Here is a 25,020-nt window from a genome sequence, read left to right on the forward strand (position 1 = left end):
GGAGCGGGCGGCTCATGCGTCAGCTCCCTGCAGCACTTCCAGCGCTTGTTCCAGGCGCAGGCTCACCACCGCCGGCGTGGCGCCCACGTCGTTGATGCTGATGCGTACATCGCGCAGTGGATGGCGTGCAGCGAAATCGTCCAGCACTGCCTGCCAGATTGCGCCAAAGCCGCGTGCGGCGGTGAGGATCTCGATCTCCATGGCGCCCTCGAGCGGCACGCGCTCGACCAGCACTTCCAGATTGCCGGAGGCCACGACACCGACCAGCGCGTGTTCCAGCCCGGCGCGTGCACCGCGCTGTCCATCAAAGCGATATCGCAGGGTTTCCATGCTGTGCCCTTACCAATTGCGAAAACGTTTCGGCGGGTCGTACAGGCCGCCGGACCAGCGCACCAGGTCCTTGACCGTGCGCGCTGCAAGCAGGTCGCGCGTGGCATCGCGCGGGCGAATACCCAAATCGTCCGGCCGCTTGATGACGCCGCGGTCGCGCAGGTTTTCGACCATGCGCTTGTCGCGCCCCAGGCCCACCGCGGTATAGCCGGACACGCCGCGGATTGCCTGTTCGCGTTCTTCCGGCGTGCGACACAACAGCAGGTTGGCGATGCCTTCTTCGGTCAATACGTGGCTGACATCGTCGCCGTAGATCATCACCGGCGGCAGCGGCATGTTGGCGCGCTCGGCCAGTTCCCAGGCGTCGAGTCTGTCGACGAATGCCGGCGCCATGTGTTCGCGGAAGGTCTCCACCATCTGCACCACCAGCTTGCGCCCGCGCGGCATCTCGCCCGGCGTTGCCGCTTCGCGCCCGGCCTTGAGCCAGGCAGCACTGGCATGCCGGCGACCGCGCGCATCCGAGCCCATGTTGGGCGCGCCGCCGAAGCCGGCGATGCGGTCACGCGTGGCGGTGGAGCTGTTGCCCTGCAGATCGATCTGCAAGGTGGAGCCGATGAACATGTCGCAGGCATACAGCCCGGCGGTCTGCGACAGCGCGCGGTTGGAGCGCATGCTGCCGTCGGCGCCGGTAAAGAAGATATCCGGACGCGCGGCGATGTAGTTTTCCATGCCCAGCTCGGAGCCGAACGAATGCACCGATTGCACGAAGCCCGATTCGATGGCCGGGATCAGCGCCGGATGCGGATTGAGCGCCCAATGGCGGCAGATCTTGCCCTTCAGCCCCAGCGATTGGGCGTAGGTGGGCAGCAACAGTTCGATCGCGGCGGTGTCGAAACCGATGCCGTGATTGAGCCGGTCCACACCGTATTCGGCATAGATGCCCTTGATGGCCATCATCGCCATCAACACCTGGATCTCGGAAATCTGCGCCGGGTCGCGGGTGAACAACGGTTCGATGTAATTGGGCTTGGGCGCCTGGGTCACGAAATCCACCCAATCGGCGGGAATATCCACGCGCGGCAGGGTGTCTAAAATTTCGTTGACCTGCGCAATCACGATGCCGCCCTTGAACGCGGTGGCCTCCACGATCACCGGCGTGTCTTCGGTATTCGGGCCGGTATAGAGATTGCCGTGACGATCGGCCGCCTGCGCGGTGACCAATGCGATGCGCGGGGTCAGGTCGATGAAGTAGCGGCCGAACAATTCCAGATAGGTGTGGATGGCGCCGATCTCGATGCGACCTTCGCTCACTAGCCCGGCCAGGCGCGCGGCCTGCGGGCCGGAGAACGAAAAATCCAGGCGCTTGGCGATGCCGCGTTCGAATACGTCCAGATGCGCGGCAAGCGACAACACCGATTGCACCATGTGCAGGTCATGCACGCGCGCCGGATCCACCTCGGTAAGGCACCGCGCCAGGAAATCGGCCTGCTTCTGGTTGTTGCCCTCCAGGCACACACGGTCACCGGGCTCGATGACCGCTTCCAGCAACGCCACGACATCCTCGGCAGCCACCACGCGACCCTGCGGCGCCAGCGCGGCGGCCCGCTGCAGACGCTGACGCCGGCTTTCGGCCTGGGTGTCCCACTGTCGACTCATGCCTCTGCCTCGCCGGGGTCGAGCCCGTAATGTCAAAGTAATTACATCGTAATTATGAACTTCACGAGTGTCTAGACGCGTTGCAGCATCGGCGTTCGTCACCAGGCAGGCGTCAGCCGCCTGCAAGCCGCAGCGCTTGCGCATCAGCGCACTTCGATATATCGTTTCTCCATGCTTCGATATATCGAATGAAACAGCGCCCTCCCGTCAGCCCAACGGCCGATCTCGATGCGGCACCTGCCCGCGCGCGCGGTGCGGGCGCACGCGTGCGCCCGCTGGAGCATGGCGATCTGCGCCTGCTGCTGCTGGCGCTGATTGCCGAGCGCCCGTGCCATGGCTATGAGCTGATGCGGCAGATCGCCGCCCTCTTCAAAGGGCTGTACACGCCCAGCGCCGGGGCGATTTATCCGGCGCTGGCGCAACTGGAGGCCGCCGGCTGGGTGCACACCGATCTGGATGCCGGCCGCAAGCGCTATCAGGTCACTGCCGCTGGCAGCGACTACGTTGCACAGCAACGCGATGCGCTCGATGCCGCACTGGCCCGCACCCATCGGCGCGCGCGTGAGCTGATCAAGTCGCAAACGCCGGCCCCGATTCGCGAGGCGATTCATCGCATCAAACATGGCTTGTTCGCGCGCCATGGGCAATGGAGCGAGACAGAAACCGCGCGAATTGCTGCATTACTCAACGCCGCCGCCGACGGCATGGAGCGCGACGACGACTGAGCGGGTGTGCGGTAACGCCTGGGCTCGGCCCGACAGCGATCTGCGAACCGCGTAGGGCGATACAACGCCCCCGCTGCCCCGTTTCGAGGTGAAGCGATGCAATTGCATGCAGCTTCACACCTCCCCTCATCTGCCCCTGCGGGCACTTCTCCTGCAGGGCTGAAGACCACGCCATTGCGCTGGATGACAGCACACCAGCATGGCCGATCGCCACTCACCACGTTATTGACTGATCACGCATTGATTTCGTAACGCTCCCTCTTCCCCCGCACCGCCGCGCATCCGTGCGGCACTCCAGGAATTGCATCCCATGGCTGCACACACCAATACCCAACTCCGTCGCGACCCACGCCTGCGTTCCGTGCAGGTGCTGCGTTGCGAAGCGATCACCCCGCATATGCGCCGTATCGTGTTCGGCGGCAGCGACCTGGCCGGCTTTCAAAGCGATGCGCCGGACGATCACGTCAAACTGTTCTTTCCCAACGCCGACGGCGCCTTCGTCCTGCCGACCATGACGCCGGAAGGCCCGCGCTACGAAGAAGGCGCGCTGCCTTCGCCGGCGCGCGACTACACGCCGCGCGATTTCGATCCGCAGAGCGGCGAGTTGAGCATCGACTTCGTGTTGCACGGGGAGGGCGTGGCGTCCAGTTGGGCCGCGCGCGCACAGCCCGGCGACCCACTGAAACTGGGCGGCCCGCGCGGCTCGTTCCTGGTTGCCGATGACTACGACCACTACGTGTTGATCGGCGACGAAACCGCGCTGCCGGCGATCGGCCGCTGGCTCGAAGCGATGCCCGCCGACATGCACGCGCAGGTATTCATCGAGATCGCCGATGCCGCCGAGCGGCAGGAGCTGCTCAGCGCGGCCGAGGTGCGGGTGAACTGGCTGGAGCGCAATGGCTTCGATGCCGCCAGCAGCACCCTGCTGGAAGACAGCCTGCGCGACTACGAGCCAGAGGATGGCGACACGTTCTACTGGATCGGCGCCGAATCGATGCGCGCGCGCGCCATGCGCAAATTCCTCGAAGACCACCTGGGCGTGGACAAGGATTCGGTGCGCGCAAAAGGCTATTGGAAGGCGCGCGGCGAGCACGGCGAGGAGTGATTGCCCTGCGTGCACGCAAGGCGCGTCGGCTCTCAACGCGTCACTAAGCCGCTTCTTGCGCACTCGCCGCGCATGACATGCGCTACGGTGACGCCGGCCAGGACTGCATGGCCGGCAACGCCACTTGCACCTGCGTCGGATCGATGCGCGTGCGCAGCCAGGCCAACGCAACCGGCAATGGACACAAGGCCTGACCGTGGCAACCGGGCAATACCAGTGTGGACGAGGCCAGCGCATCGCCGTCGAAGCGCCCGCTGCGCAACGCCGCCAGGCTGGGCATCAAGGTCCGCACGCGCAGCAACGGCATGCCGTCGCCTTCGAACACATCCAGCACCAGCGCACCGCCGGGCGGATAGTCGTCGGGGCGATCGCTGCGATGCCACTGCACGCCGAGCAATCCACCAAGCGTGGCCAAGGTAGTGTCGTGTCCCACCAGCACCAGCAGCCGCGTGGAAGGCGGCGCCAATGCCGCCACCGACGGCGTCTGCCCGGCCGCGGCCTGCACGGTGGCCAGAAGATGCGCGAGCAGGTTGGATGCCGCCGCCGTGGCAACCGGCAACGGACGCTTGCTCTGGGCGAACGAGGTGTTGTGCAGGGCAATCAATTGCGCCACTGCGGCGCGATCCACACGGCCCCAGCCCAGCTGCGCCGCATCGAAGCCTTCGATGTCTTCCAGCATCAGGTTCTCGGCCAGTCCGCCGGCCAGCTTCAGGGTGCTGGCCGCGGCCGGCGAGCCGTCGCGCGTGGCCGGCTCGTAGAGCAGGCGGGTAGGCGGCGGCGTGGCGCAGCGTCCGTGCTGGCAGGCACTCAACACCGCCTGCAAGTGCGCCAGCTGCGCGCGCGTCTCAGCTTCCAGCCGCACCGGCGGCGTGGGCGCCTTGCCGCCATCGAACAATACAGTGCGCTCGCCCTCCGGCAGGGCCTGGTAGTGCACTGCGCAGCCCGGCGCCATGCCCTGCAGCAGCGCCTGCGCGCTGGCGTGGTTGCGGGCGGTACTGTCGGCGATGGTGACGATCTGTTCGGTGCCCGCGCAGCCACTGGCCGCCAGTCCGAGCGGCGGCGCGAATAACGCGCGATAACGTGCGCCCAGCGCCTGCATGCCGGCTCGTCCGTGCGGCGTCAGCTGGCCCGTGGCCACCGGCCAGTGCGGCCATGGCTGCGCGCTGTAGCGATCCAGCTCGCTGCCGGGCTGGGTCGGTGCACGGATGCCATGCCGCACCAGCACGATGGTCAGGCGCAGGTGCGCGGTTGCAGCGGCGGTCTCTTTTGCCACGACCGGTTTTGCCATCGGCAGGCAGAGCGCCAGACCGAGCAGTGCGTGCCGCATCGTTCCGGCAAAAGAGCGATTGTGCATGGCTTGCCTCATAACGTTGCCGACAACGCGAGCACTCTCCCGCGTCCAGGCTGACCGGCATACCGCGGTGCATGGGTGGAACGCGCGCCAACGGTGCGCGTGCCGCGAGGCCGGACATCGCGGTGGCGCAATGGCTGCCCTTGCCGGAACAGCGGCAACAATCTACCCAAGCGCACGACAGACATCACCGCTCCAGAAAAATGCGCCCAGCCTGCGTGGACCGGATGACGCGTGGATGACAGCCGCAACTCCGTTGCCGCGCGTTGCGCCCGGCCGTTGATTCGCGGCGATGGCGATGGCGCGATCTGTCGAGACAGTGCAGCGGCGCCAGGTTTGCCAAACGTCGCGGCGGCCACCTGTTTGCCGATGCCACGGTCAACGCAGTCCACGCTGCCGGCGATGCCGTGAGCGGCGGTGTTTCCCAGGATTCGCCCCGGCACGCAGGCCGCCCCAACATGACGTGACCACGCCCGACGGCATCTCACTTGGCCGTTACCCTCAACGACAAAGGCCCGCCGAAGCGGGCCTTTGCCTGGACAGCAGCCAGACCGCTTACTTGGCAGCGGCATCCTTCGCCGCAGCATCGCCCGCCTTGGCCTGCAGGGCTTCGGTGGTGATGCGGATCTTCACTTCGTCGCTGACGTTCGGGGCGTACTGGCCCAGGCCGAAATCGCTGCGCTTGATGGTGGTGGTGGCGTCGAAACCGGCGGCCGGCACCTTCTTCATCGGGTGCTCGCCGGCACCGTTGAGGGTGACGTCCAGCACGACCGGCTTGGTCTGACCCTTGATGGTCAGGTCGCCGGTGACGGTCAGCTTGTTGGTGCCGGCCGCTTCCACCTTGGTGCTCTTGAAGGTGGCGGTCGGGAACTTGGCCGCGTCGAAGAAATCACCGCTCTTGAGGTGTTCGTCGAACTTGGCGGTGAAGCTGTTCAAGCCGGACAGCGGCAGGGTGACCTGCACGGTGGACTTGGTCACGTCGGCCGCGTCGTACACCAGGGTGCCGTCGACATTGCCGAAGTGCGCGCTCGGGTTGGAGAAACCGAAATGGCTCCACTGCGCCAGCACGTCGGTGTGCGACGGGTCCAGGGTGTAGGTGCCCGACGCCACTTCCACGGCCGGGGCGGTCGAGGCGGCAGCCGCCGGTGCAGGTGCCGGCGCAGCAGCGGCGTCGGCCGGTGCGGTGGCCGCCGCCGGGGTTTCGGCGGCCGGAGCGGCAGTGTTCTCGGCCGGCTTGGAGCAGGCGGCAATGGCCAGGGTCAGGGCGAGCGGCAGCAACAGCTTGTGGGTGGTCTTCATTGGAACTCCATGGGATGAGAGACGCGTCGGATCAACGCGGGTGGGACAGATGCAGACGGACGAGGACTGCAGGAAACGCAAGGCACCATGTACGTCGACACGGCGAGCCAGATCAAGCGATCATCAGGCGAACGGCCAACTGCGTCGCTTGACGCGGCAGGCACACGCGGTGTGCCGGGCCGACGCGCGCCGTCCACGGCGCTGCGCGGCAGCCGGCACGCATGCATCGCCTTACTCGAAGCGCGCCGCTTCGTCGAAGCTCAGGCGTGGCGAACGCGGGAACAGCCCGGCCGGGTCGCCATAGCCAAGGTTGACCAGGAAGTTGGACTTGATCGGCGTGCCGGCAAAGAACGCCGCATCCACCTTGGCGTTGTCGAAGCCGGACATCGGGCCGGCGTCCAGTCCCAGCGCACGCGCGGCCAGGATCAGGTAGGCGCCCTGCAGCGAGCCATTGCGGAACGCCGATTCGGTGCGGCCCTCGCGCGGGCCGTCGAACCAGCTCTTGGCGTCGGCATGCGGGAACAGGTACGGCAGCTTCTCGTGGAAGTCTTCGTCGTGCGCCACGATCACCGTCACCGGCGCGGCCAGGGTCTTGGCGGCATTGCCCTCCGACAGCGCCGGCTTGAGCTTGGCCTTGCCTTCGGCGCTGGTCACGAATACAAAGCGCGCCGGGCCGCTATTGGCCGCGGTGGGCCCCCACTTCACCAGCTCATACAGCTCACGCAGCACCTCGTGGCTGACCGGCGTGTCGGCAAACGCATTTTGCGTGCGGGCGGTGCGGAACAGCTGATCCAGTGCGGCGGCATTGAGCGAGTCGGACATGAGCACTCCAGGGGAGGGGTGGTGCGACGGTAGGCTGCGGCGTCGGCGCCAGTGTGAAGACCCGCAGTGTAGAGTGGCGCGATTGCCGCCACACGCGTTCAATCTGAAACAAATCTATGTCGGATCTGAAACGATGGGGCTGACCTGGGCACTGAGCGACGGCCGTGCCGGCAATGCGCGCCAGGCCGAGGCGCTGGCGCGTGCATTGCACCCCGCTGCCTACCAGCCACTGCACCTGCAGACCAACGCGCCGTGGCGTTGGGCGGCGCCGCGGCGGCTCCCCGGCGCACGGCAGGCGTTTGGCGCGGCATTTGCCCGGCAACTGCAGCAGCCCCCGGCGCTGGCCATCGGCTGCGGCAGGCAGGCGGCGCTGGCCACCCGGTTGCTGCGTGCCCACGGCAGCCGCAGCGTGCAGATCCTGGATCCGCGGCTGGACCCGCGGCACTGGGACCTGTTGGTGGTGCCCGAGCACGATGCACTGCGCGGCAGCAACGTGCTCACCCTGCTCGGCAGCCTGCACCCGGTGGACGATGCATGGCTGGCGGCCGGGCGGGCCGCCTTCCCCGCCCTAGGCGGCTTGCCGGGCCCGCGGCTGGCGCTGCTGGTCGGTGGCCCCACCGCCCAGGTGCCGTGGACGCCACAGGCGCTGGCGGCGTTGTGCACGCGCGTGAGCGCCCAACTGCGCGCGCTGGGCGGCAGCCTGCTGGCGACCACCTCGCGCCGCACACCGGGCGATGCACTCGCTGCGTTGCGCGCGGCCTGCGCCGGCCTGCCGCATCTGCTGTGGTGCGATGAGCGCGATGGGCCGAACCCCTACGCTGGACTGCTCGGCTGGGCCGATGCCATCGTGGCCAGCGCCGATTCGGTCAATCTGCTCTCCGAAGCCTGTGCCACCCGCGTACCGGTCGCTGCCGCGTTCGGCGAGCAGGCACGTGGGCGCGTTGACACCTATTTGCAAGCGTTGCGGCAACGCCAGCGCTTGCACTTAGTCGATGAAGTTCTCGCCAGCGCTGTCGATATCGTTCCTGTGCGCGAAACCGAGCGCATCGCCATGCAGGTACGCGCGCGCCTGCTGCCATAACCCAACGCCCGCCAGCGGGCCAGCGAGACAAGGACGATGTGCATGACAGGGACGATCCACGCGCGATGGATGCGGCAAACCCGGCGCAAGGCAATTGCGCTGCTGGTACTGGCCGCATTACCGCTGGCGGCCACCGCAACAACACCGCGTTGCGTGCCGCGTTATCCCACGCCGCACGCCGCGGCCGCGATGTTCGACATGGCCACCTCCACCGCGCAGGCGCTGGATGCGTTGCCCGATGCCAAGGTGATGCTGCTGGCGCGCGGCGGCCAGGATCTAAGCCGCTACGGCCTGAAACATAGCCACCTGGCATTTGCCGTGCGCGACGATGATGGCGGCTGGCGGGTGCGCCACCTGCTCAATCGCTGCAAGAGCGATGCGTCACAGCTTTACCAGGAAGGCCTGAGCAACTTCATCGGCGAAAGCGCGTTGAGCAGCGATCTGCGCGTGGGCATTCCCACCCAGGCACTGCAGCAACGTCTGTACGCGCGATTGACTGGCAGTGGCGATCTTGCGCACCGCCTGCATGAAACGCGTTACAGCATCGTGGCGTATCCGTTTTCCACCGACTATCAAAACTCCAACCAATGGGTGCTGGAAGTGCTGGCCGTCGCGCTGGCGGCCGACGCGCAACCGGCGGTCGCGATTGCCAACCGCCGTGATGCACAGGCATGGCTGCGCACCGCGCGCTATCACCCCAGCACTCTGCATCTGGACCTGAGCCAGCGCATCGGCGCGCGCTTTGTCGCCGCCAATGCGGCGGTCACCGAGCATCCTGTGAGCGAACGTGTGTCCGGTAACTATTCGGTGGTCACGGTCGAATCGGTATTCGACTTCCTGCATCAGCGCGACGCGGTGGACAAGGAACTGTCGATTGCACGCGCCGCCCCTACTCCTGGAGAAACACCATGATGCACGCCCGCTCTTTTCTCGCTGCCAGCGCATGCCTGTTCGCCGCCTTGACATTGCCCTGCGCACACGCCGGTGAAGCGACCACACCCGGCGAAAAATCCGAGTTCTATTCGGCGCTGTCGCTCGCCATGCCAGTGCTGATCGCGTCCGGTGCGGCGGGCTCTGTGTTTTCCGCACCCGTTGCTGTATCTAATGCAGTGGCCGAATCACGTCGCGAGGCACGCGCGGGCAAGCTGCCGCCAATGCGCGTGCAAGCCGTCGACACCCTGCCTGCGGGTGCACGCCAAGTGCGCCTGCAGGACCCGCAACATGCCGAGAACACCGCAGTGCTGCAATGGCAGGCACGCCAGGACGACCCCGTCGCAGGCTTCCACGTCGGCGAAATGGTGACGTTCCAACCCAGCCCCGCAGGCAGCGGCTGGACCGTGCATGCGGAACAAGGCCAGGCGTTGGCGTTCGTACCGACAGAAGCGGCCGCCGCATACGGCAGCAGCCAGACCTGGTGACGTGCACGCCCTGCGCCGCAGGCAGGGGCCACCTCTGATCGACCGCAGCGCGATCGTCGTTGCATCGGCGGCGTTGCCACGACGCCGATGCCTCCAACCGCGCTGCGTTTACGGATTGCTGGGAGAACGCGGAATGCCGGCAGGCGCCGCATCCAGCGCGCCGATCATCAGCCGCACGACCGGGGTTCCCAAGCCGGTGGTGTAGTTGTACTTGCCGGCGATCGGCACGTCGTTGCCGACGACCCCGTTGTTGCCGGGAATGCCGCGGTGATAGGCCTGCGGGCCGTTGGCGGCCAGGCGATACAGGTAATCGTTGAGATTGCCCTGCCGGCCCTGCTTCTGCACCAGCAACGCGGCCACGCTGGCGAACTCCGGCGCCGCCACGCTGGTGCCGATCACCTTGGTGATGGCACCGGCCACGTAGATGGACACCGAGCTTGTGCCCTGCTGACAGGGATGCACGGCGATTCCCGGGCAGCCGCCGACCAACATGCCGACATCGGGCAATGCGCGCATCGAGGTGCGCGTGCCGCCCAGCGCGCGCAGCTGATATGCCGGACGCTGGAACAGCGTGCTGACGCCGCCACCGGCACCCCAGTAGCCGCCGCTGAGCAGCGCGCCGACGCCATACGGGTCCTCGGCCTGCAACGGGTCGGCAAACGCGCTTTCGCTGAGGTAGCTCGAATCCAGGCTGCCCTTCTTGTAGGCAGTGAGCAGGTTGCCGCCACCGACCGCGGTGACATGCGCATCGGCGGCGGGCCAATGCACGCTGGGGACGTACCGGCCGTTCTTGCCTTCCACCAGGTATTGCGTGTCCGGGCAATCCAGGCCGGCATTGTCGCCGCTGGAGGCGACGAAGCTGATGCCCTGCGCATTGCCTTGCTTGAAGACCGAATCGAACAGGCCAAGGATGGAAGTGGCGTCCTTGCCGTTATAGGCCGCGGTGAAGATCTGTTCGCAGAACCCGAACGAGGAGCTGACCACGTCCGCCTCATTGTCCTGCACGATCTGCCGGTAGCCGGCCAGGATGGAATCGATGGACAGATCGGGGATCACGTACAGCAGCACGTGCGCGCCCGGTGCGCCGCCGAGTGCCATGTCCACATCGAGCGTTGCCTCGCGCACCGCAGCGCGATTGCCGTCCTGCACCCCGGGCTTGGCCCCGGCCACATAGCGGCGTGCATACAGTGTCGGGTTGGCATGGTTGCCGGCATAGCGGCTGAAGCGCTCGTGGTCGAACATCGCGGCAATGTCCGTATCCAGCACGTCGCTGCCGATCAGGACGGCGATCGTGCTGCCGCTACCGTCGAGCCGCTGTTGCTTGCCTGGCGCACCGATCATCGTCTGGTAGGACGGATAGCCGTAGGCCTGCTTGAGATCGTTGTACCAATAGCTGGTGGTGCCATCACCGGTGCGGTTGCCGGGCGCGCCCGCCAGCATGCGCGAGTCCATGCGCGCCGCCGGCAGCCCGCGGCTCAGGCCGGTGACGGTGACACCGTTGGCACGCAGCGCGGCCGGCAGCTGCAGCGGAGCGGCAGCCGCCAGGCGTACCTGCTGGCCGGCGTTCAGATCAGCCACCAGCGGCGCGGCAAACAACCGCTCCACGCTGTCGGCATTCGCGCTGACATGCAGGGTTGGCCCCTGCTGCACCACGGTCATATGCGCGGCCTGCAGGGCGGCGCGTACCTGCGCGAGCTGCGCAGGCGCCGGACCAAAACGCCGCTGGAATTCGGCCGCCGACAGCCACTTGTGGTACTGCGGCGACAGCGGGTCCTGGATGTCGGCCAGCAGGGCGTTCAGGGCCACTTGGTCGCGTGGTGGCAGATGCACGTCGAAGGACACGGGCGCTGTGCGCAAGCTGGCCGTGATCGCGTCAATCCGGGCATCGGGGACGGTGGTGGCAGCGTTGGCGCTACCGAAGGCCAACAGCGAAGCGGACAGCACGGCAGCCAGCAGCGGCCGACAGCGGATGCGAGTAAGCATGGATCTCTCCAGGGGGCACAGCAGTGAGCGAGGCCGAATGGCATCGCAGGGACGTGCACGACCGCTCGCGACCACCGGCGCGATCATGTCGACACGGAAACAGGACACAGATGCCGGCTGCGATCGATGGCCGCGCGGGCCGCGATCCACGCGGCTGGCCGCTGACACAGACCACGGCAAGGCCGAGCGCTGCCGGTGCACCATCGCGACACTGCACATTCGGCGGCTATCTCCATCGGCATCGGCAGGTCGCGCGGCTTGCAAGGGTTGCCATCACTCAGACGGCGGGTCGGGAGCCGGGACGATACGTGCGATGTCTACCGCTGAAATGCCAGCGGGCGAGGTTGTGTCGCCATCAGCGAGGTGCGCGCGCCTGCGGCAGCAGGTGCCGCTGCGTGCCAGCTCGCCGCGCGTGGCTGCCTCAAGGTGCGCGCCGTTGCCGCGAGTACATGCAAGCGCCCATTGCGCGCACCTGCGCCCGCTCATCACCGCAGTTCCTGCGTCGAGGCTGCCGCCTGCTTTGCGATCACCGCGTGCTGCCGATGCCGCCGGTCAGGCGTCATGTGCACGCGTCACCGATGACGACCCGATGTCGGGGCGCAGGCTTGCCCCGCTCTGCACATCGCATGCCGACGATGCTGCCGAGCGCCGCCGCCGCCACGAACGCACGCGCTTTTGTATTGCGGCCGCGATGTGCGCACGCGCTCGGTCGTCGCCGCCGACGATACAGGCACGGTCCGGCGCCAGGCGCCTGCGCGATACGGGAAGGGGTCTTCGCGCAGCGGCGCCGTGGTCGGGGCGCGCATCGCTGCGCTGGTCCAGCCCTGCCGTCGAAGCGATAATTGCGCGCCCAATCAACCGTGTCGCCATGCGTCCTGCCTCGCCACCTGCCTTTGCCCCGCTCACCTCCCGTGCATTGATCCGGGCGGTGTTGGCAATGGGCGCGGTGGTCCTGCTGTCCAACATCCTGGTGCAATACCCGATCAACGACTGGCTGACCTGGGGTGCGTTCTCCTACCCGCTGGCGTTTCTGGTCAGCAACCTGATCAACCGCCGCTTCGGTCCACGCGCTGCGCGCCACGTTGCCTGGTGCGGGTTCGCGCTGGCGGTGCTGCTGTCGATCTGGCTGGCGACGCCCCGCATCGCGGTGGCCTCGTGCAGCGCTTTCATCGCCGCGCAATTGCTGGACATCAGCGTGTTCGACCGCCTGCGCGACGGCAGCTGGTGGCGCGCGCCGATCGTGGCTACCACCTGCAGCGCCACCCTGGATACCACCATCTTCTGGAGCATTGCGTTTGCCGGCGCGAGCCTGCCGTGGGTCAGCTGGGCCGCAGGCGATCTGGCGGTAAAACTGGGCATGGGCGTGTTCCTGCTCGGCCCGTTTCGCGCCCTGCTGTGGCGGAGTGCGCCGCGTCGGTAGAACGCATGACGCGCATGGATGCGTGGCTTCCCGCCAGGGCAGCCAGGCACCGTTGCCGCCGTTTGCCGCAGCTGCATCGAAAGCGGCGCACTCACCGGGGCCGTTACAGCGCTGTTTCATCCTTGCCCAGCGGAAACGTCAGGCCCTGCCCACGTGCTGCGTTGAAGATGATGCCGCGCGCTTGCTGGATGGCCGGCGTCGGTGCGAGCAGGCGTGGGCGGCGGTCCAGCGTGCAGCTCAGGCCGGCATCGACCAGCGTTGCGTGCGCCTGATGCAGTGGTGCGCCGCTCTCGTCCGGGAGCCAGTGCGTGCGCGCCAGTGCGTCGATCAACGCTGGCGTGTCGCAGGCGTCCAGCAGCTGCGGCTGCTGCGCTGCCAGCCCGAGCACGCCGGCCTGCAGCACGAATTCCAGATCCACCAGGCCGCCAGCGCCCTGCTTGAGATCCAGCCGGCCGGCATCGCTGCGATCCAGTTCGGCGCGCATGCGCGCCCGCATCTTGCGCACGTCTTCGTGCAACTGCGCGGTGTCGCGCACCCGCATCAGCGTGTCGCGACGCACGCGGGCAAACGCGTCGCAAAGCGCCGCGTCGCCGGCCACCGCGCGTGCACGCACCAAGGCCTGATGCTCCCAGGTCCAGGCGCGATCGCGCTGGTAGTCGCGGTAACTGGCCAGCGAGGACACCAGTGCGCCCTTGCCGCCATCCGGGCGCAGTCGCACATCGATGTCGTACAGCCGGCCGGCGCCGGTCTCGGCAGCCAGCAATGCCATCACTTTCTGCGCAAGCCGCGCAAACCAGCGCCCGGCTTCCAGCGGGCGCTTGCCGTCGGAGGCGTCCACCTCGGGCGGATGATCGTACAGAAACACCAGATCCAGATCCGATCCGAATCCCAGCTCCAGCCCGCCCAGACTGCCGTAGCCGACAATGGCGAAGCTGCCGCCAGGCACGTGTCCGTGCGCGGCCAGCATGTCGCTGCGCGCCAGGTGCAGCACGGTCTGCACGACCGCTTCGGCAAGCCAGGCCAGTTGGCGGGTGCTCTCCACCGCCTGCTGGCGGCCATCCAGCGTGGCCAGCGCAATACGGAAGCTCAGTGCCAGCCGGCGCTCGTTGAGTTCACGCAGCGCCGCTTCGGTGTCGTCGATCTGCAAGGTCTCGGCGCAGGCCGCGTGCAACGCTGCGCGATCCGGTAGCGGGCCGCTGATGCGGGTGTCGAGCAATTCGTCCAGCAGCAACGGATACGCCGCCAGCCGCTCGGCCAGCAGCGCGCTGCGCGAGAGCACATCGACCAGGCGGGCAAGCGCGCTGGGTTGCTCGTCGAGCAAGGCCAGATAGCTGGTGCGGCGCAAGGTGGCCTGCAGCAGGCCGAGCATGCGACGCACTGCCGCGTCGGGCTGGCTGGCGCGGGTGGCCGCGTGCAGCAGTGCCGGCATCACCCGATCCAGCCGCGCACGCGCGCTATCGGACAGCGCGCGCACGCCGGAAGACTGCGCGAAATCGGCCAACGCGTGATGCGCGCCATCGGGATCGTGCAAGCCAATCCACGCCAACGGCGCAGCATCGCCTTCCGGCAGCGCGCGCCAGTAATCCGCAAGCGCGTCCGGTGCGGTGGCGCGCACGCGCGGGGCCAGCAGTTCGGCGAATTCCGCGGCCACGCGTGTGCGCTGCGGTGCCAGCGCGTCCAGCAATGCCGACCAATCCGCATACCCAAGGCCCAACGCAATGCGCTCGCGATCCAGCGGCGCCTGCGGCAATGCGTGGGTCTGCGCATCGCGCAACATCTGCAGGCGATTTTCCAGCCGGCGTAGAAAACGATACGCCGTCGACAGCGCCTGGCCGTTCTCCTGGTCGATCTGGCCTGCGGCCACCAGCGCCTGAAGCGCGGGCAGCAGCCGGCGTTCGCGCAGACTCGGTTCGCGTCCACCACGAATCAGCTGCAGCGATTGGGCCAGGAACTCGATTTCGCGAATCCCGCCGGGCCCGCGTTTGATGTCGTCCAGACGATCGTGCCGCGCCACTTCGGCGGTGATGGCGGCCTTCATTTCGCGCAAGCCATCCAGTGCGGTGAAGTCCAGATACCGCCGGTAGACGAAGGGGCGCAGCGTTTCCAGCCAGGCTTCGCCGGCGTCGATATCGCCAGCCACCGCGCGCGCCTTGAGCCAGGCATAGCGCTCCCAATCGCGACCTTCGCGCTGGAAATACTGGTCCATGCCGGCGAACGACAACGCCACGCGGCCGGCGGTGCCGAATGGACGCAGGCGCAGATCCACGCGATGGCTGAAGCCGTCGGCGGTGGTTTCGTCCAGCAACCTGGCCAGCTGCTGGCCCAATCGCGCGAAATACTCTTCTGCTGCCAATGGACGCGCGCCATCGGATTGGCCGCCCTGCGGATAGGCGTACACCAGATCCACGTCCGAGGAAAAATTCAGCTCGCCACCGCCCAGCTTGCCCAGCCCGAACACCACCAGGCGCTGCACGCTGCCGTCTGCAGCAACGACCTTGCCGTGGCGGGTGTGGAACTGCTGCTCCAGCGCTTGCAGGCCGCATTGCAGGCAGTGCTCGGCCAGCCGGGTGGCGCCGGCCAGGGTGGCTTCGACGCTGTCCAGACCGAGCACATCGCGCCAGACCAGGCGCATGGACTCGGCGCTGCGATAGCGTCGCAATTGCGCAGGCCACAGCGGTGGCTGGGCCGGATCCAGCTGCGGCAGTGGCAGTGGCGGCGGATCGGGTTGGGCCAGGTGCTGCAGCAACGCCGGTTGCCGCGCCAAGGTATCGAGCGCGAACTCGCTGGCCAGTGCGACCTGCGCAAGCTGCCGATCGAACCCGCCGCCCGGCCACGCCTGCTCGGCAGGCAATGATTGACGGACACGCGCCACGGCCCGCTCGATCAGGGCGGTGAGCGCAGGAGACATGGAAACGGTCGGCATCGGCATGACCGGATTTTGGCATCCCCGCCACGCGGGGAGTACACGCATGCGCGACATCCCGCAGGGCGACTGCAACAGGGCGTGCAGCATTTCGCCGCCTTGAACATCTCGCTTACGCAGCCCTGACGACAGCCATGCTGCACTGCGGCTTTCGCACGAGGTCCCGCCATGTCGCCCACCACCTTGCCTGCTCACTTGCTGCCCTCGCAGATTCCGCTCCAGACCGATGGCAACGATCCTGCGCTGCCGCCCAGCCTGCCCTTTCTGCATCTATGGACCGGGCCGGATGGCAACAGCTGCCTCAACGCCTCGCAGCTGCCCGGCTTCGGTCGCAAGAGCGTGGGTGGCGGTGCCGCACCGCAGTGGTTGCGACCGTTTCCCGGCGAGGTGCTCGGCATCCAGTTCGCGGTGCTGCCGGTAGGCTGGGTCGGCGACTGGCATGAGAGCCCGCACCCGCAATGGGTGATTCCGTTGCGTGGCCGCTGGTTCATCGAAACCGGCGACGGCACACGCGTGGAAATGGGTCCTGGCGACATCCATTTCGGCCAGGACCAGGGCACCACCGATCAGCGCGGCCATCGCTCCGGCCAGTTGGGCGATGAACCTTGCCTGCAGATGATGGTGCAGTTTGCGCAATCGCCGGGCGCGGCCACCGCGCATCCGTTCGGCCATCCGGCGCCGCGCTGATGGACCGCCACTGCCGCGTCCGCGCGCCCGGCGCCGCCCGGCCGGCCGAGTGCCCGCCCCCCGCCACGCGCCACGCCGGGCTGGCGGCGCGCCTGGGCAACGCGCGCCTGCTGACCCTCTACGACCAGGCGACCTGGAGCGAGGGGCCAGCCTGGTGGGAGGCGCAGCGCACGCTGGTCTGGAGCGATGTGGTCGGCCGCCGCGTGCTTGGCTGGCGCGAGGACGGCGCGGTGGACGTGCTGCTGGATGCCACCGCCTTCACCAATGGCAATGCGGTGGATGCGCAACAGCGACTGGTGCACTGCGAACACGGGCGCCGCGCGATCACCCGTAGCGATGTCGATGGCCGGGCGCATCTGGTGGTCGGGCGGTTCGAGGGCAAACGGCTCAATTCGCCGAACGATCTGATCGTGGCGCACGACGGCGCGATCTGGTTCACCGACCCGCCGTTCGGGCTGCTCAAGCCCAGCCAGGGCTGCCCGGGCCCACAGGAGCTGGACCATCACGGCGTCTACCGGCTGCCGCCCGATGGCGGTGCCCTGCAGTGCATGGTCGGCCTGGATCACCCCAACGGGCTGGCGTTCTCCCCCGACGAACGCGTGCTGTACGTCTCGCAGACGCCCGAAGGTGGCACGACCTCGCCGGAGATCACCGCCTTCGACTGGCGCGATGGCGCATTGCACAACCGGCGCCGCTTCGCGGTGGTGCCGGACGGCCTGCCGGATGGCTTTTGCGTGGACCGCCAGGGCTGGCTATGGAGCAGCTCCGGCGCGGGCGTGTGCGTCTTCGACACCGATGGCCAATACCTCGGCCTGGTGCCGACACCGGCCACGGCGTCCAACTGCACCTTCGACCTGGAGCAACGGCGGTTGTTCATCACTGGCGGCAGCACGCTGTGGCTGCTGGAGTTGCAGCAATAAGAACGGTTAACGAAAACCGCCAGGCGGACGCGGCCGCTGCCCGCGATGGCAGGGATCACGCGTACGAACGGTTGCACGCACGCCGTGCACATCCAGCAGCATGATCGCTCGCCAGGTTTTGGGCGCAGCGCCACGCCATGCAAGCCTGCTCGCCGCGATGCGCGCAGGCGGCAGCCACGGCATGAGGTGCGGCCTTCATTTGCAGCGGATCTCGCGCGGATTGGCGCTTGACCCGGCAACCTGCAGGCATAAAAAAGCCCGCTTGCAGCGAACTGCCAGCGGGCTTTGCTCCCTCCCCCACGTCGGGATGCAGGATCATAGTGCGCGCCCCGAATCGGACTTGCACGCTGCACTGCAAAACAATACCAGGCAGTACAGAACTGGTGTTTTTTCTTCACGCCTGCGCGCGCGATGCAGGCCTCAGCGCAACAGGTCAGGTTGCGCGCGATACCACTCCGGCGCACCTCGCAGATGCCATTCGGGCGTGTCGCCGCGCAAGCCCACTGCAGCGCTCAGCAATCCCCAGCGGGCCAGCAGACTGCCGCGACGTTGATTGCCCTGCAGGCGCAGGCGCGCATCGACCTGAAAGCGTTCGTTGCGCGCCTGCAAGCGATCGACGATGACCGTTTCGCCTTGCCAGTGCGCGCGTGCGGTCAGCTGCGCCTGGCCTGCATCCACCAGCCGGAGCATCCAGTTCGGAATCGAGCGGTCGCGTGCATACAGCGCCACCAGAAATGCCAGATCGCGCACCTGGATGCGCACACGCCCATCCACGCCCACCGGTTGTCGCCATTGCATGCGCGCATCGTCCAGCACGATGCGCGCCCACCAGCCATCGCGCTGTTGTCCATCCGGGCCGGTGAATCCGACATTGCGCAGCTGGATGCTGCTGGCATCGAGACTGAACTGTTCGGCGCGTAGATCGCCGCGCTGCAGGCGCAGATCCGCATCCACATCGCCGCGCAACGCCAGGCCGGCGAACTGCAGCCGCGCTGCACGCGCCCCGATGCGCACACCGCCCTTGCCGATGCGCCCACCCGGCTCGATCTGCAGATCGCCGCTGAGCACGCCGTTACCGCCGTCAAAGCGCAGTTGCTGCTGCGGCAGATAGCGGTTGTAGGCACGCAGATCCGGCACGCGGGCATTGGCGAAGACCAGATGCGCGCGCGTGGCATCGCGCAGGCTGCTCAGGTTGCGCGCATCGGCGCGTGTGCGCAGATCCAGGCGCAGATCGCGGCCTTGCACGAACGGGCGCGCGGGTGCGTCGGTATGCGCGATCGAAAACTGCTGCATCTGCAGTGCAAGCGCCGGCAGCAACTGTCCACTGGCATCGGCGTCCACGCGCAGATCTGCACTGGCCTGTCCCGTGATCGCATGCCCCATCACGCCCACCTGCGCGTGCACGTGCGGCACCTGCAGGCGGCTGCCGGCAGCAAGCTGGCCGCGATCGATCCGCAGATCGGCATCGACCAGGCCCTCGCCCTCCAGGGTCAGCCAATCCACATCCGGAAACAGCGCAGCAATCCAGCGCAACGAAGACAGCTGCCAATGCAGCCGCGCATGCCCGGACGTGCGCGGCAACAGGCTGCGCATGGATTGCACCGGCAGTTGCCTGCCTTGCACGCGCAGGTCGGCGTCCAGCGTCAGCCCGGCATCGGCCGGCTCGGGCATGCTGACCTTGAGCCGCATGTCCTGATCGACCTGTAACTGCGCCGTCAATTCGCCCAGCAATGCGGCCGGCGCGCGCGTGCTGTCGTGCAGCGGCGCGCGCCATTGCAGCTGGCTCCCGGGCTGCAACGCGCCACGTATCCAGCGCAGCTCGCCATCTGCACGCCCCTTGCCGGCACGGGTCGCCAGCGTGTGCCGGCCCTGCGCATGACGGGTGACATCCAGCGCTGCGGTGTCGCCATGCACGGCGATCAGCGCATCGGTGAGTTGCAGCACCGCCAGTCCGCTTGCCTGATCCGGTGCATGCCGTGCGATGCTGGCGTCGATACGCAGCTGCCCATTGCGCATCACTTCGTCCTGCCCCCACCGCACACGCGCCGATTCGAACACTGCATGGGAGGGGAAGATTTCCATCGGCCCGCCACGCAGTTGTTTGAACAGGCCCAATTGCAGTTGGCCCTGCCCTTCGATGTGCAGCTGACGCAGCGACACGGCCTGCACCTGCTCGGCAACGATGCGGTCCAATTGCAGGGTCCAGGCGGTTGGCGAGGCGGGTGTACCGGCTTGCGTGTCGGCGCGCCTGGCTGATTGCGGTGTGCTGGTGATAGGCATTCCGGGCTTCGCGTCCGTCGTGGCCGTTGCAATCGTCACGCGCAGATCCTGCGCGGGCGTCTGCGTCGTCGCCGAGTGTTCGGCATTGGGCGTTGCTGTGGGCGCCCGCTCGTTTGCTAAAGCGGCCGGCGTATCCGCGGCCCCCTTCGCCGCAGCAACAGCAGCACGCGTCGCTTGCGCCGCCGCAGGGGATTGCATCGCCCCCGTCCCGGGCGTTGCGGCTGCAGCCTGCATACCGCCACGCACACCGCGCACATGCAACTGCGGCACCAGCAGCTGGCGGTGCAGCAATGGCAGCAGCCGAATCTGCCCACTCATCCGCTGCGCGCTGACATTCCAGTGCGTGCGTGCCGAATGGCCTTGCAGGTCGACATCCCACAGCACCACACGCCCCGGCCACCAGGTCAGCGCAGGGCCCCAGTGCATCGTGAACTTGTCGGGCGAGCGATTCAGCGCAGCCGGGCCAAGCGGCGTGTTGAGCAATAGGTTGCCCAGCAGCAAATAGCTTGCGTACAGCGCAATCAGTGCCGATAGCGGCCATCGCAGTAAGCGTGGCAAGGCGCGCCAGCGGGCGCGAACAGGCATCGTCATGACGGCAGGCTCCTGGAAACCGCGCACGCGGCTGGGCACAGTGTGCCAAGCCAGCCGTGAGCAGGGCGCAGCACGCTCACGCCAGCGGCCGCATCACTTGGTTTTGGAGACCGCCGGCAACAGTGCGGGCTGCGCGTCATACCACTGGCGCGCACCGGCCAGATGCCACTGCCGCTGCTTGCCATCGAGTTCGATGCCGGCACCCAGCACACCCCAGCGCAGATACAGATCGCCGCGCCGCTGCGCATCGTTCAAGGCCAGCCGCGCACGCAGCGACAGGCGCGCGTTTTCCGCATGCAGGTCGTCGATCAGCACCTGCTGCTTGCGCCAACGCAACCGACCGGTCGCATCCAGTTCGCCCGAATCCAGCAGACCCAGCACCCAGCGCGGATAGTCGGCGCGCTGGGCGAACACCGAGAGCAGTGGTGCGATATCGCGCATGCGAAGGGCTGCCTCGGCATCCACCTGGAACGGTGCCTCGGCCTGGATGGTGCCGGCACCCACTTGCAACTCGCCCCACCAATCGGCGTCTTTGCCGTCGTCGCCCACGCGCATGTTGCGCAGGCGTATGCGTGTGCCACTGAGGTCGAAGAACTTGTTCTTGAAGTCGGCGCGCTGCAGCGTTGCCTGCAACTCGGCATCGCCGCGCATCTGCACGCCAGCCAACGCCAGGTGCGCGCCCTGCCCGCGCAGGTGCGCATGCCCGTTACCGACATCGCCGGAGGCATTGAGCGCCACATCGCCGGTTAGGCTGCCGCTGCCGCCGAGCAGGCGTACGTTATTGCCCGGCAGATAGCGGTTGTAGGCGGTGAGATCGGGCACACGCGCATCGCTGAAACGCAGCTGCGCCTTGAGCGTGTCGCTCAGGCGGGCCAGCTCGGCATCGCCATGCATGGCCAGTTGCAGATCGCGGCCGTCCAGCAGGAGCTGTTTGGGCGCATCGCGTGGCGCCGCCTTGAAGGTGGGAATGCTGACATCCAGATGCGCCTGCGGGGTGGCGGCATCGTCGATGCGCCCGTGCGCCTTGGCCACGCCGGCCAGGCGCGTGTCAAATACCTGCGCCACGGCCTCCACGCGCGGAATATCCAGCGTGCTGCCGGCACTCAACCGGCCCTGTGCAAGGCGCAGGTCCGCTTCGACCAGACCGCCACCTTCCAGCTGGAACCACGGCTTGCGCACGAACAGCTCGGCGATCCAGTTCAACGATTCGAACTTCCAGCGCCCACGCACCTGCCCCGACAGGCGCGGCAACAGCTGCGCAGGCCGTTCGAACGGAACGCTGCGCCCGGCGACGCGCAGATCGGCGTGCAGCTCGCTGCCGGTCTTCTCATCGCGCGGCAGCCGCGCCTGCACGCGGATGTCCTGCGCCACGTCCAGTTGCAGCGCAAGCATGCCGCGGTCGGTGGCACCAACGCCCGCAAGCAATGGCAGCCGCCACACCGCACGGCTGCCCGGCTGCAGCGCGCCGCTGGCCAGGCGGATATCGGCCTCCACGCGCGCGGCCGATGGCCCGCTGCCGATGTCCACATGCGGCGCGCCGGTGTCGATCTTCAGCGCCACGGAATTGGCTTTGAGCTGTAGCCGTGCGGCGGTGATGCCGAGCTTGCGCAAGCCCGGCGCCTGGTCGCGGTAATGGCGTGGAAACTGGAACTGCGCATCCAGCTGCGCACCGTTGAACACCTGCACTCCGTCGTAGCTGACCACCGCGTCGGTAAAGCCCGCTTCGGAAGGAAACAGTTCCGACGGCCCGCCCTTGAGTTGCTTCAGGAAACCGACCTTGCCGTGCCCTTGTCCGGCAATCAGCAATTTGCCCAGGCGGGCACTGCGAATGCTGTTGCTGGTGATTGCATCAAAGCGCAACGTCCAGCCCTGGTTGCCCCGCGGCGGTGGCGGAATCGGCGTATCGGAGGTTTCCACTTCTGCGCTCACGCCGGTGGCATGCAGCCAGGGCAGCCGCACTTCGCGCCGAAACAAGGCCAGCAGGGCGATACGCGCATGTGCGCGGTCGGCGTGGAAGACGTACACGGTGCGGTTGGCCTGGCCACGCATGCGCACGTTCCAGGCGATGACCTCGCCCGGGAACAGCGTCACTGCCGGGCCGGTCTGCATGGTGAACTTGTGCGGTTGCCGATTGGTGCTGGCGTCGAACAGCGGGGTATTGAGATACAGGTTGCCGGCCAGCAGATACAGCGCGTACAGCGCCAACACCACGCCCACTGCACGACGCCACGGCCGTGGCCAGCGCTGGAAGCGGTCGCGAAGTGAGGGCATGGGCACAGGCAGGAAAGAGTCTGCCGCCACTATCCCGGTTGCGCTGACCGCGACGCGTGAACAAGGCTGGTGCCGTTGCGGGAATCGGGAATCGGCGGCGAGCCTGGAAGTTGGCGCGCGGCCGGTGACCGGTGCTGCGCCGGCGATGCGCTGAACCGCTGCAATCGCGCAATCCCGGCGTTTAACGCTTCTCGAACTTCATTGCTGCGCACGACATGCAGCGACATCGCAGGGTCACGTGCCGGGTGGATAACGGTCCTGCCCGCTCGCTTCCTGTGCCAGGAAGGCTCTCTCCCCCTTCTGTCACTGAGCGAAACGGGCCATCACTGGGTGGTGTCCAATCCGTCGGGCCGGCTCCCTGCGCCGGCCCGACGTTCCTGGCCTGCAGCGGCCTGCCAGACGCCTGCGCTCACTGCCAAAGCCGATCAATGTCGCCATTGGTCGTCGCTGAGCGTCGTCGCCGATGGCACCGCTGCGCGTCATGTTGAACGCTGCACCTGCACGAGATCGGCGCGCCAGCGGTGCCTTCTCTCCTCGGTGAGGCGTGACGAGCGTTCGGCGCATCCACTTCATCGCCTGCGCAGTTGCCGACGCCCGCTGCACCGACGCACGTGCCAGCCGCAAGACGCTTTCCCATCGGGAGAAGGTGACGCCCAGCGCCGGATGAGGGGACGCGCGAGGCCTCACGCTCACCGCAGACCAGCCAACGCGCTGCCTGGCAATCATTCCGTGTTGGCGATGCACCACGCAGCATCAGCACGTGTTCTGCCGATGCTGCTGCGTCGCCACTCACGCAGCCTCGGCAATCCGGCGCATGCGCCGTGCGCGCACTGCGCTCGCCAGGCGTTCCAGCACCTGCACCGAACTGTCCCAGCCGATGCAGCCGTCGGTAATGCTCTGGCCGTAGGTCAGTTCGCACCCCGGCAACAGGTCCTGACGCCCACCGACCAGGTGGCTTTCCACCATCACGCCGACGATGCGCGTTTCGCCGTTTTCCAGCTGATGGGCGATGTCCTCGACGACCTTGGGCTGGTTCTCGGGATTCTTGCTGCTGTTGGCGTGGCTGGCATCGATCATCAGGCGCGCGGGCAGGCCGGATGCATTGAGCACCTGGCTGGCCGCTTCCACATGGGCCGCATCGAAGTTGGGCTGCTTGCCGCCGCGCAGGATCACATGGCAATCCGGGTTGCCCGCCGTCGCTGCCACGGCGGTGTGTCCGTCCTTGGTCACGGCCAGGAAATGATGCGGATGCGAGGCCGCGCCCACCGCGTCCACCGCAATCTTGACGTCGCCGCCGGTGCCGTTCTTGAAGCCCACCGGGCATGACAGCCCGGATGCCATTTCGCGATGCACCTGGCTCTCGGTGGTGCGTGCGCCGATCGCGCCCCAGGCCACCAGGTCGGCGATGTATTGCGGCGAAATGATGTCGAGAAATTCCACGCCGGCCGGCAGGCCGAGATTGTTGATATCGCGCAGCAGGCCACGCGCTACGCGCAGACCCTTGTTGATCTGGAAGCTGCCGTCCAGGTCTGGATCGTTGATCAGGCCCTTCCAGCCGATGGTGGTGCGCGGCTTTTCGAAGTACACCCGCATCACGATCTCCAGCGCGTCACCGAACTGGTCGCGCAACGGACGCAGGCGCTGTGCGTACTCCATCGCCGCGACCGGGTCGTGGATCGAGCAGGGGCCGATCACCACGGCCAGGCGATCGTCGCGCCCGTGCAGGATGTCGTGCAGCGCGGCGCGCGCATTGGTGACGGTTTCGGAGGCGCGCTCATCGCAGGGCAGCAGCGACAGCAGTTGCGCAGGCGGTGCGAGGGCTTCGATCTTGCGGATACGCAGGTCATCGGTTACAGGCGGCATCACAGTGTCTCGGTGGGCGGTGTTGCATCGGGGAGCCAGGCGCGGCGGCAACAAAAAAGCCGCCAGGTGTGCGCTGGCGGCTTTTCGGGAATGCTGCTGAAGTTGCCTTCAGGGTGAGCGCAATCCTTCCTCCGCCAGCGGCATCGGAAAACCGTAGTACCAAAAATAAAACTGGCTGCGGGGTGCGTTCATGGGATGCATTGATACCACGCACTTTTGCGCGTTGCCACTGTTTCATCGGCAACGGACCGGGCACAGGTGGAAGCGAACGCCCCTCCACTGGCTCCGGCACACC

At 67.3% G+C, this 25,020-nt stretch carries 18 protein-coding genes and 1 pseudogene; 8 read left to right on the forward strand and 11 right to left on the reverse strand.

Translation table 11 applies throughout. The annotated features are described in order from the left end of the window. Positions 1 to 12 precede the first annotated feature (12 nt). Both mdcC and mdcA read right to left on the reverse strand, forming a co-directional pair. Entirely contained in the window at positions 13 to 330 is a 318-nt protein-coding gene (gene mdcC, locus J7396_RS03985; protein ID WP_008577475.1) for a malonate decarboxylase acyl carrier protein, read from the reverse strand. 9 nt (positions 331 to 339) lie between these two features. Next, complete coding sequence (mdcA, locus tag J7396_RS03990; protein WP_071118551.1) at positions 340 to 1,986, reverse strand: malonate decarboxylase subunit alpha; 1,647 nt, start codon at positions 1,984 to 1,986, stop codon at positions 340 to 342. A 188-nt stretch (positions 1,987 to 2,174) separates the two neighbouring features. Here mdcA and J7396_RS03995 point away from each other — a divergent pair, with 188 nt between their 5' ends. Together J7396_RS03995 and J7396_RS04000 are read left to right on the forward strand one after the other, a co-directional pair. Beyond that, entirely contained in the window at positions 2,175 to 2,711 is a 537-nt protein-coding gene (locus J7396_RS03995; protein ID WP_209261027.1) for a PadR family transcriptional regulator, read from the forward strand. A 310-nt stretch (positions 2,712 to 3,021) separates the two neighbouring features. Further along, a complete protein-coding gene (locus tag J7396_RS04000) occupies positions 3,022 to 3,816 on the forward strand; it encodes a siderophore-interacting protein (RefSeq protein ID WP_209261028.1) in 795 nt (264 codons plus the stop codon). Positions 3,817 to 3,898: 82 nt separating this feature from the next. Here J7396_RS04000 and J7396_RS04005 read toward each other — a convergent pair whose 3' ends face one another. The 4 genes and pseudogenes from J7396_RS04005 to J7396_RS04020 form a co-directional block, all read right to left on the reverse strand. Next, positions 3,899 to 5,170, reverse strand: a complete 1,272-nt coding sequence (locus J7396_RS04005; protein ID WP_209261029.1) for a histidine-type phosphatase — start codon at positions 5,168 to 5,170, stop codon at positions 3,899 to 3,901. A gap of 184 nt (positions 5,171 to 5,354) precedes the next feature. After that, positions 5,355 to 5,595, reverse strand: a pseudogene (locus J7396_RS04010) (hypothetical protein). Positions 5,596 to 5,722: 127 nt separating this feature from the next. Beyond that, positions 5,723 to 6,466, reverse strand: coding sequence for a YceI family protein (locus tag J7396_RS04015; RefSeq protein ID WP_005920166.1), 744 nt, complete (start codon positions 6,464 to 6,466; stop codon positions 5,723 to 5,725). 231 nt (positions 6,467 to 6,697) lie between these two features. Next, positions 6,698 to 7,288 carry a malonic semialdehyde reductase gene (locus J7396_RS04020; protein WP_008571724.1) on the reverse strand — a complete coding sequence of 197 codons (591 nt, stop codon included), beginning with the start codon at positions 7,286 to 7,288 and terminating at the stop codon, positions 6,698 to 6,700. Between the two features lie 133 nt (positions 7,289 to 7,421). Between J7396_RS04020 and J7396_RS04025 the strand changes: the two genes are divergently transcribed. The 3 genes from J7396_RS04025 to J7396_RS04035 are packed head-to-tail and all read left to right on the forward strand — an operon-like array spanning position 7,422 to position 9,787. Further along, positions 7,422 to 8,369: an ELM1/GtrOC1 family putative glycosyltransferase gene (locus J7396_RS04025; protein WP_209261030.1), complete on the forward strand. Its 948-nt coding sequence runs from the start codon at positions 7,422 to 7,424 to the stop codon at positions 8,367 to 8,369. A 42-nt stretch (positions 8,370 to 8,411) separates the two neighbouring features. Further along, complete coding sequence (locus J7396_RS04030; protein ID WP_209261031.1) at positions 8,412 to 9,281, forward strand: DUF2145 domain-containing protein; 870 nt, start codon at positions 8,412 to 8,414, stop codon at positions 9,279 to 9,281. Then, a complete protein-coding gene (locus J7396_RS04035) occupies positions 9,278 to 9,787 on the forward strand; it encodes a hypothetical protein (RefSeq protein WP_122273349.1) in 510 nt (169 codons plus the stop codon). The genes J7396_RS04030 and J7396_RS04035 overlap by 4 nt, the downstream gene beginning before the upstream one ends. 108 nt (positions 9,788 to 9,895) lie before the next feature. Here the strand turns inward: J7396_RS04035 and J7396_RS04040 are convergent, their stop codons facing one another. Continuing rightward, entirely contained in the window at positions 9,896 to 11,857 is a 1,962-nt protein-coding gene (locus J7396_RS04040; RefSeq protein ID WP_029818531.1) for a S53 family peptidase, read from the reverse strand. A gap of 781 nt (positions 11,858 to 12,638) precedes the next feature. On the opposite strand from J7396_RS04040, the gene J7396_RS04045 reads away from it, so the two are divergent. Continuing rightward, on the forward strand, positions 12,639 to 13,190 hold the full coding sequence (locus J7396_RS04045; RefSeq protein ID WP_029818530.1) for a VUT family protein: 552 nt from the start codon (positions 12,639 to 12,641) through the stop codon (positions 13,188 to 13,190). 103 nt (positions 13,191 to 13,293) lie between these two features. Here J7396_RS04045 and glnE read toward each other — a convergent pair whose 3' ends face one another. Further along, positions 13,294 to 16,119 carry a bifunctional [glutamate--ammonia ligase]-adenylyl-L-tyrosine phosphorylase/[glutamate--ammonia-ligase] adenylyltransferase gene (gene glnE / locus J7396_RS04050; RefSeq protein WP_209261032.1) on the reverse strand — a complete coding sequence of 942 codons (2,826 nt, stop codon included), beginning with the start codon at positions 16,117 to 16,119 and terminating at the stop codon, positions 13,294 to 13,296. Positions 16,120 to 16,281: 162 nt separating this feature from the next. Between glnE and J7396_RS04055 the strand changes: the two genes are divergently transcribed. Both J7396_RS04055 and J7396_RS04060 read left to right on the forward strand, forming a co-directional pair. After that, positions 16,282 to 16,800, forward strand: a complete 519-nt coding sequence (locus J7396_RS04055; protein WP_008577083.1) for a hypothetical protein — start codon at positions 16,282 to 16,284, stop codon at positions 16,798 to 16,800. Continuing rightward, complete coding sequence (locus tag J7396_RS04060; protein WP_209261033.1) at positions 16,800 to 17,720, forward strand: SMP-30/gluconolactonase/LRE family protein; 921 nt, start codon at positions 16,800 to 16,802, stop codon at positions 17,718 to 17,720. Before J7396_RS04055 ends, J7396_RS04060 begins: the two co-directional genes overlap by 1 nt. Before the next feature lie 420 nt (positions 17,721 to 18,140). On the opposite strand, the gene J7396_RS04065 is transcribed toward J7396_RS04060, so the two are convergent. From J7396_RS04065 to J7396_RS04075, 3 genes are all read right to left on the reverse strand, one after another. Beyond that, positions 18,141 to 20,591, reverse strand: coding sequence for a hypothetical protein (locus J7396_RS04065; RefSeq protein WP_209261034.1), 2,451 nt, complete (start codon positions 20,589 to 20,591; stop codon positions 18,141 to 18,143). A gap of 93 nt (positions 20,592 to 20,684) precedes the next feature. Next, positions 20,685 to 22,862: a hypothetical protein gene (locus tag J7396_RS04070; protein WP_209261035.1), complete on the reverse strand. Its 2,178-nt coding sequence runs from the start codon at positions 22,860 to 22,862 to the stop codon at positions 20,685 to 20,687. A gap of 789 nt (positions 22,863 to 23,651) precedes the next feature. Next, positions 23,652 to 24,725: a 3-deoxy-7-phosphoheptulonate synthase gene (locus tag J7396_RS04075; protein ID WP_008572849.1), complete on the reverse strand. Its 1,074-nt coding sequence runs from the start codon at positions 24,723 to 24,725 to the stop codon at positions 23,652 to 23,654. Positions 24,726 to 25,020 lie beyond the last annotated feature (295 nt).

Origin of the sequence: Xanthomonas sp. A1809, assembly GCF_017746015.1 — a bacterium.
Lineage (GTDB): Bacteria > Pseudomonadota > Gammaproteobacteria > Xanthomonadales > Xanthomonadaceae > Xanthomonas > Xanthomonas euvesicatoria.

Excerpts from the sequence above, each read along its gene's own strand:
- mdcC (WP_008577475.1), bottom strand. The coding sequence starts at position 330 with ATGGAAACCCTGCGATATCGCTTTGATGGACAGCGCGGTGCACGCGCC.
- mdcA (WP_071118551.1), bottom strand. The coding sequence starts at position 1,986 with ATGAGTCGACAGTGGGACACCCAGGCCGAAAGCCGGCGTCAGCGTCTG.
- J7396_RS03995 (WP_209261027.1), top strand. The coding sequence starts at position 2,175 with ATGAAACAGCGCCCTCCCGTCAGCCCAACGGCCGATCTCGATGCGGCA.
- J7396_RS04000 (WP_209261028.1), top strand. The coding sequence starts at position 3,022 with ATGGCTGCACACACCAATACCCAACTCCGTCGCGACCCACGCCTGCGT.
- J7396_RS04005 (WP_209261029.1), bottom strand. The coding sequence starts at position 5,170 with ATGCACAATCGCTCTTTTGCCGGAACGATGCGGCACGCACTGCTCGGT.
- J7396_RS04015 (WP_005920166.1), bottom strand. The coding sequence starts at position 6,466 with ATGAAGACCACCCACAAGCTGTTGCTGCCGCTCGCCCTGACCCTGGCC.
- J7396_RS04020 (WP_008571724.1), bottom strand. The coding sequence starts at position 7,288 with ATGTCCGACTCGCTCAATGCCGCCGCACTGGATCAGCTGTTCCGCACC.
- J7396_RS04025 (WP_209261030.1), top strand. The coding sequence starts at position 7,422 with ATGGGGCTGACCTGGGCACTGAGCGACGGCCGTGCCGGCAATGCGCGC.
- J7396_RS04030 (WP_209261031.1), top strand. The coding sequence starts at position 8,412 with ATGACAGGGACGATCCACGCGCGATGGATGCGGCAAACCCGGCGCAAG.
- J7396_RS04035 (WP_122273349.1), top strand. The coding sequence starts at position 9,278 with ATGATGCACGCCCGCTCTTTTCTCGCTGCCAGCGCATGCCTGTTCGCC.
- J7396_RS04040 (WP_029818531.1), bottom strand. The coding sequence starts at position 11,857 with ATGATCGCGCCGGTGGTCGCGAGCGGTCGTGCACGTCCCTGCGATGCC.
- J7396_RS04045 (WP_029818530.1), top strand. The coding sequence starts at position 12,639 with ATGCGTCCTGCCTCGCCACCTGCCTTTGCCCCGCTCACCTCCCGTGCA.
- glnE (WP_209261032.1), bottom strand. The coding sequence starts at position 16,119 with ATGCCGATGCCGACCGTTTCCATGTCTCCTGCGCTCACCGCCCTGATC.
- J7396_RS04055 (WP_008577083.1), top strand. The coding sequence starts at position 16,282 with ATGTCGCCCACCACCTTGCCTGCTCACTTGCTGCCCTCGCAGATTCCG.
- J7396_RS04060 (WP_209261033.1), top strand. The coding sequence starts at position 16,800 with ATGGACCGCCACTGCCGCGTCCGCGCGCCCGGCGCCGCCCGGCCGGCC.
- J7396_RS04065 (WP_209261034.1), bottom strand. The coding sequence starts at position 20,591 with ATGACGATGCCTGTTCGCGCCCGCTGGCGCGCCTTGCCACGCTTACTG.
- J7396_RS04070 (WP_209261035.1), bottom strand. The coding sequence starts at position 22,862 with ATGCCCTCACTTCGCGACCGCTTCCAGCGCTGGCCACGGCCGTGGCGT.
- J7396_RS04075 (WP_008572849.1), bottom strand. The coding sequence starts at position 24,725 with ATGCCGCCTGTAACCGATGACCTGCGTATCCGCAAGATCGAAGCCCTC.